A 6,236-nucleotide genomic window follows, 5' to 3' on the forward strand; every position below is an offset into this window, starting at 1 on the left:
TTGAATTATCAAATGATCACCACGGACGACGCGTTAGCCACGCTGTGCGAAGCCGTCCGTGAATTTCCGGCGATAGCCCTGGATACCGAATTTGTTCGCACACGTACCTATTATCCGCAGTTGGGGCTGATCCAACTGTTTGATGGCAAACACGTTGCTCTGATTGATCCGCTAGGGATCACCGACTGGTCGCCCCTGCGCGATATTCTGCGTGATACCACCATCACCAAATTCCTGCATGCGGGAAGTGAAGACCTGGAAGTGTTTCTCAACGCTTTTGGCGAACTTCCGCAGCCGTTAATTGACACACAAATCCTGGCCGCGTTTTGCGGTCGTCCGCTGTCGTGGGGCTTCGCCTCGATGGTGGAAGAGTTTACGGGTGTGGCGCTCGACAAAAGCGAATCGCGTACCGACTGGCTGGCCAGACCGCTGACCGAGCGTCAGTGCGAATACGCGGCGGCTGACGTCTGGTATCTGTTACCGATCACCACAAAACTGATGGCTGAAACCGAAGCCAGCGGCTGGCTGCCAGCTGCGCTGGACGAATGCCGCTTAATGCAGCAGCGTCGCCAGGAGATTCTGGCGCCAGAAGACGCCTGGCGTGACATCACCAACGCATGGCAACTGCGCACCCGTCAGCTAGCCTGCCTGCAACTGCTTGCCGACTGGCGACTGCGTAAAGCACGCGAGCGCGATCTGGCGGTAAACTTCGTGGTGCGTGAAGAGCACCTGTGGGCGGTGGCGCGTTATATGCCGGGCAGCCTGGGTGAACTGGATAGCCTGGGTCTTTCCGGGAGCGAAATTCGTTTCCACGGTAAAACGCTGATCGCCCTGGTAGAAAAGGCCCAGGCTTTACCGGAAGAGTCGCTACCGCAGCCGCTGCTGAATTTGATGGATATGCCAGGGTATCGCAAGGCGTTCAAAGCCATCAAAGCGCTGGTTGCCGAGGTGAGTGCGGAACATAATCTCAGCGTCGAACTGCTTGCTTCGCGTCGCCAGATCAACCAGTTGCTCAACTGGCACTGGAAATTAAAGCCGCAGCAATCCCTGCCAGAGCTGGTTTCCGGCTGGCGTGGCGAATTGATGTCCGATCGCCTCAACGCGCTGCTGCAGGAATACCCGCAGTAAGTCACCAGGCTCGCCGGGTCGCGCGTTTGCTGACCCGGCCTGCGCAACGCTACAGATCGAGCACCAGGCGCTTACCTTTGGCGCGCGAGCAGCAGATGAGCATGCTTTGCTGGCTGGCTTTTTCGTCGTCGCTGAAATACTGATCGCGGTGATCCGCTTCCCCTTCGAGAATCGTCGTTTCGCAGGTGCCGCAAACACCTTCCCGGCACAGGCACTCAACCCGGGCGGCTTTGTTATTTTCGATAACCTGCAAAATGGTCATCTCTTCCGGGACCACAAACTCGCGCCCGGAACGCGCCAGCACCAGGGTGAAGGCGTCGCCGCCTTTCTCTTCCACGGCAAATTGTTCGAAATGTAGCGTATTGCTGTCCAGCCCAAGGCGGGAAGCCGCTTCTCTGACAGCATCGTTGAGCACCGCAGGGCCACAGGTGTAGATATGCGTGCCGGGTTCAACATCTGCCAGCAGACGGGCTAAATCGAGGCGGGTGCCTGCGTTCGACAGGTGCAGATGAATGCGATTGGCGCTGGGGTGTTGCATGAGTTCGTCATGAAACGCGCAGGTCTCCTTGCTGGGAGAGCAATAGTGCAGTTGCCATTGCGTCTGAGATTGTTCCAGCTCCGGGAGTTGCGATAAAAACGGTGTGATGCCGATACCTCCGGCAATTAACAGATGTTTTTGTGCCTGAGGAGCGAGGGCGAAGAGATTATTTGGTGTGGAGATCGTGAGCGTGTCGCCGGGCTTCACGTTTTGATGCAGATATCGTGAGCCGCCTTTGGACGCCTCCTCCAGGCGTACGGCGATTTTATAGGCGCGCGTATCGCGTGGTGAACTCATCAGCGAGTACGCATTGCTGTACAGATTCTCGCCATCGCGCATCTGCACGATAATATGGCTGCCACCTTGAAACGCAGGCAACGGCTGGCCTGAGGTCGCCGTTAAGGTGAAGCATTTTACCTGCGCGGTAATCGTCTCAATCCGGCTGACCCGGACTTCTTGCATTTGATAATCAGACATTGCGGCCTCCCTAAAAAATCTGTCCGACGCGCCTCAGCGACGCGCCGGAACCTGTCGTAAAAGCCCCGGGTTATTCCTGAAAAACCTGGGCGACCAGATTATGAAAATGGGCAATGCCATGCTCGGAGATGCCACTGCCGCTGGTGTCTGCCATAATGCGTCCCTGGCCACGATACCCGCGCGATTTCAGCCCTTTTTGTACGCTTTCAACCAGACGTAAATCTTCAGGACGAAAGACGTTGCGATACCATTCGATCAGTTGTTTCTGCTCTTCGGTCAGCTCTTCGTTGGTGAAGTAGATGTCATAGTTTTGCAGCGTGGTTTCCGCATCTACCGGGAATTCGTAGATAACGGTCATCATGCCTTTGATTGGCGTCACGTTGAGCATGGTGCACGGCCACAGCCAGAAACCGTGGAAGGCGGCATCAACCCCTTCTTCGAACTTAAATGACTGTTCTGAAGGTTTGGCGAAACCGTATTGCAGCGTCCAGTTGCCGTGCATGGTATGCCAGTAACGGTCAACCTGGACCGAGTCGGAAAAACCTGGATGGGCCGGACCGCAGTGGTAGCACTCCAGATAGTTATCGACGATATTCTTCCAGTTGGCTGGGGTACGGGTAGTAAAACGTGCAGCAAGTTTCAGGTCATGCACGTCTGGGCAGGCTTCGATAACTTTGTCCGCAAGTCCAGGGAGTTGTTCTTCCACGCTGCCCGCGTTCGGATCCATGTTAATAAACACGAATCCGGCATATTCTTCCAGGCGTACCGGTGTAAGGTGCGCTTTTTCGCTGTCGAAGTTGGCGACGTTTTCGCAGTTACGCGCATGCGCCAGATTGCCGTCAAGTTTGAACGCCCATGCGTGGTAAGGGCAGGTAATCACATTTTTCGCTTTCCCCTCGCCGCTCGACAACTGATGACCGCGATGCGGGCAGACGTTGTAGAAGGCCCGCAGCACGTTATCGCGCCCACGTACCAGCACGATATTCTCGCCAATCACTTCTCGGGTAACATAATCATTGGGTTTCGCCAGTTCGCTACTGTGGGCGACGCAAATCCAGCTTTTAGCGAACACCTTTTCTTGTTCGTGTTCGAAAGCCTGGTGGTCGGTATAAAACCGGGCCGGAATAGTCCAGGCATCCTGCGGGTTGGCACAGAAATTTTGCGGCAGAATAAACTCAGGGCTCAGATTGCTCATTGGAATACCTTTAATTTGTGAGTAAGAGGATTTTTGTACTGGCGCTTAATTGTCGCCTTTGAGTAGTGTCCCGGCCGGTGGCGCGACCGGGACGTCAACTGGCGCTTCGGGAAGATGACCTTCAATTTGATGCGCAGGAACGTGGGCATAGTCTTGCCGTACCCAGCGCAGAAAACCGCCAACCTTCACCAACAGGATGGCGAGGAATGGAAGAGCGGTCAGAACCACCGTGGTCTTCATGGTTTCCAGGGACGCGCCGGTGAACAAAATCGATAATGGGATCAGGGTGATGACCACGCACCAGAACAGACGAAGACTGCGCTGCGGATCTTCCCCTTCCTGCAGGTTGCGCGTGCTGGTGGCCGCCATGGTGTAGGCCACAGCATCCATGTGTGAGGCGAGGAATATAATCATGATCGCCAGATACGCCACCAGAAACAGTTTCCCGGCAGGCAACGACATCAATACTTGCTGTACGGCTGTCTCACCGCCCAGCGTCGCCATAACCTGCGGTACGTCGATCACACCGTTCACAAACTGGTGAATGGAGTAGCTTTCCATCACGCCAAAGAAGAACCAGCAGCCAACAGTGCTACCGAGGATTAATGCCCAGATAACCTCTTTGATTTTGCGACCACGGGATACGCGAGTGACAAACATTGCCACGCCCGGCGTGTAGGAGATCCACCACAGCCAGTAGAACACTGTCCAGTTACGGGTGAACTCACCGTTGCCAAGCGGGTCGGTGAAGAGGCTCATTTGCAAAAAGTTTTGTGTCGTCAGGCCGATGGCGTTGATGATGTTATTGGTGATGAACTCGGTCGGGCCGACGATCAGCACCAGCAGCGGCAGTAAAAACGCCCCCCAGCCGACCATTTTGCTCAGACGTTGCAAACCGTTATTGATGCCAATCCAGGAGCTCAGGCAGAAAATGCCGCCAGAGAACAGGATCACAAACGCCTGCACCGTGAAGTTATCCGGTAACCCCGTCAGGGCAGACAAACCGCGGGTAAAGGTGGCGGCGGTGACGACCAGAGAGATAGTTAACGCGCCAACTGTCGCGATCAGGAACATCAGGTCAACCAGGCGACCCCAGACGCCCTGCGGATGCACGCCGGTAATAGCGGCGATAATCCCGGACAGGCTCAGTCCTTTGTTTTTACGCACATGGAAGTGGTAGGCCATGGTTAATGAGGCCAACGTGTAGGTCGCCCATGCGCTGATCCCCCAATGGAAAAAGGAATAGGGCAGGCTGTATTCCAGCGCTTTTTGCGAGTGCGGCGCGATATTCAGACCCGGGGTCTGGTAATAATAGGCCCACTCAGCAACGCCCCAGTAGAGCGTGGAGGAGCCTAATCCGGCGCATATAAACATAAACAGCCAGGAGAGCGTGCTGTATTCCGCTTTACCTTCTCCCAGACGGATGTTGCCGTATTTGCTGGTAGCCAGCCAGACGACCAGACCCATAGCCATCAGAACGAGGATCTGCACGGCGGAACCCAGCATCCGGGTAACGCCGTTAAAAAGGGTATTTGCGACTTGTGCAGACTGCTGAGGGAAGAGACTAAGTGTGGCGGCGATGAAAAGAATAGCCACCAGGCTGATGGCTATCAGCGGCATGTCTTTTTTCTTGACGTTGCTCAACATGGGATCTCCTGGGCACAGTTGCCCGCGTATGGCATTAGCCTGTCGTTGTTATCATGCTGTAGGGGTAGAATGAGTTACTTTATATTTAACAATTTTATTATTTGTTCTTTACATGAATTAAACAATTGCTCGATGCGTGAAGCAATAAAACACGGAACGGAAATAATAAAAGGTGAATTGGCGCAGGTTATTGGCTCCACAAAACGCATAAAAAAGCCGCGTCAGTGACGCGGCTCATAATTCGTGGTTTGACCTCTAACGTAGTGCCTGACAGATGGCCTCACCCACCTGTTGCGTGGTGGCGCTGCCTTTCATATCCGGCGTTTTTGGGCCGCTGGCAATAACGTGCTCAATTGCCGCCAGAATACCGTCGTGGGCAGCCTTATAGTTGGCATCACCCTTGCCAAGGAAGTCCAGCATCATGGCGCCAGCCCAGATAGTGGCAATCGGGTTGGCGATGTTTTTTCCGTAAATATCGGGAGCCGAACCATGTACTGGCTCGAACAGGGACGGGAAGGTGCGTTCCGGGTTTAAGTTGGCAGAAGGCGCGATGCCAATCGTCCCGGTACAGGCCGGACCCAGATCGGAGAGGATGTCGCCGAACAGGTTGGAGGCAACCACAACGTCAAAGCGCTCCGGCTGCATCACAAAGCGGGCGCACAGTATATCGATATGCTGTTTATCCCAACGGATCTCAGGATAGTTAGCCGCCATTGCTTCAACACGCTCGTCCCAGTAAGGCATGCTGATGGCCAGACCATTGGATTTGGTCGCCGAGGTCAGGGTTTTGCGCGGGCGGTTTTGCGCCAGCTCGAAAGCGTAACGTAATATACGATCCACGCCGCGACGGGTGAAGACCGACTCCTGGATAACCACCTCGTGTTCCGTCCCTTCACTCACGCGTCCGCCGAGAGAAGAGTATTCTCCCTCGGTGTTCTCGCGTACGACGTAGAAATCAATGTCGCCTGGCTGCTTGCCCGCCAGTGGGCAAGGGACTCCCGGGAACAGGCGTACCGGACGCAGGTTGACGTACTGGTCGAATTCGCGGCGAAACTTAAGCAGCGAGCCCCATAAAGAGATGTGGTCCGGTACGGTGTCCGGCCAGCCAACGGCGCCAAAATAGATAGCATCAAAGGATTGCAACTGCTCATGCCAGTCATCCGGCATCATTTTACCGTGATGGGTGTAGTACTCGCAGCTCGCCCATTCCATTTGCTCAAAGCTGAGCGACAACCCCCAACGCTCGGCGGC

Annotated in this window: 5 protein-coding genes; 1 reads left to right on the forward strand and 4 read right to left on the reverse strand. The window is 55.0% G+C overall.

Going from position 1 to position 6,236, the window contains the following annotated elements; genetic code table 11:
• Positions 1-12: 12 nt before the first annotated feature.
• Positions 13-1,128, forward strand: a complete 1,116-nt coding sequence (rnd, locus tag FDW87_RS18180; protein ID WP_047416608.1) for a ribonuclease D — start codon at positions 13-15, stop codon at positions 1,126-1,128.
• A 49-nt stretch (positions 1,129-1,177) separates the two neighbouring features.
• Here rnd and FDW87_RS18185 read toward each other — a convergent pair whose 3' ends face one another.
• The 4 genes from FDW87_RS18185 to FDW87_RS18200 form a co-directional block, all read right to left on the reverse strand.
• Positions 1,178-2,143, reverse strand: coding sequence for a PDR/VanB family oxidoreductase (locus FDW87_RS18185; RefSeq protein ID WP_016156788.1), 966 nt, complete (start codon positions 2,141-2,143; stop codon positions 1,178-1,180).
• Positions 2,144-2,213: 70 nt separating this feature from the next.
• Positions 2,214-3,338 carry a carnitine monooxygenase, oxygenase subunit YeaW gene (yeaW, locus tag FDW87_RS18190; protein WP_137380031.1) on the reverse strand — a complete coding sequence of 375 codons (1,125 nt, stop codon included), beginning with the start codon at positions 3,336-3,338 and terminating at the stop codon, positions 2,214-2,216.
• A gap of 45 nt (positions 3,339-3,383) precedes the next feature.
• Positions 3,384-4,985 carry a BCCT family transporter gene (locus FDW87_RS18195; protein ID WP_049269112.1) on the reverse strand — a complete coding sequence of 534 codons (1,602 nt, stop codon included), beginning with the start codon at positions 4,983-4,985 and terminating at the stop codon, positions 3,384-3,386.
• Between the two features lie 255 nt (positions 4,986-5,240).
• A partial coding sequence (locus FDW87_RS18200; protein ID WP_137380051.1) for a tartrate dehydrogenase occupies positions 5,241-6,236 on the reverse strand: 996 nt, incomplete at its 5' end.

It is taken from the genome of Citrobacter sp. wls826 (genome assembly GCF_005281245.1).
Taxonomy (GTDB): domain Bacteria; phylum Pseudomonadota; class Gammaproteobacteria; order Enterobacterales; family Enterobacteriaceae; genus Citrobacter; species Citrobacter braakii.